This is a genomic window from Tenacibaculum larymnensis (assembly GCF_028829235.1).
Taxonomy (GTDB): domain Bacteria; phylum Bacteroidota; class Bacteroidia; order Flavobacteriales; family Flavobacteriaceae; genus Polaribacter; species Polaribacter larymnensis.
Genome location: NZ_JAIWJY010000046.1, coordinates 1 through 360, shown reverse-complemented (window position 1 = coordinate 360; position 360 = coordinate 1). Strand labels below are relative to the sequence as shown.

Sequence of the window (360 nt, the reverse complement as noted above, 5' to 3'; positions counted from 1 at the left end):
TTGGTGGTGTCTAGCATTGTTAATAAATATTTTATAGACATATATGACTACAAATATATACATTTTGTCTAATTGTAATTATATATACTGACTAATATTTTCAACAATCTTATATTTTATGTTTATAAATACCTAGTTTTGTATAGCATATTTGATGTTTTAATAACTAATAATTACAGTTATGTCGTTTGGAGAGAACTTAAAAAAGATACGTACAGAGAAAAATATTTCACAAGGTGATTTAGGTAAAATGATTGATGTACACTCCACCCATATTTCACGCTATGAGCGTAACTTAACTTCACCCACTATTGAAGTAACAAGGAAGATTGCAGATGCTCTGGAAGTAACTACTGATGC

Annotated in this window: 1 protein-coding gene; it reads left to right on the top strand. The window is 28.3% G+C overall.

Going from position 1 to position 360, the window contains the following annotated elements; genetic code table 11:
* Window positions 1-181: 181 nt before the first annotated feature.
* Window positions 182-360, top strand: a 179-nt coding sequence (locus LCI24_RS17055) for a helix-turn-helix domain-containing protein (protein WP_420803002.1), incomplete at its 3' end; no start/stop codon positions are given.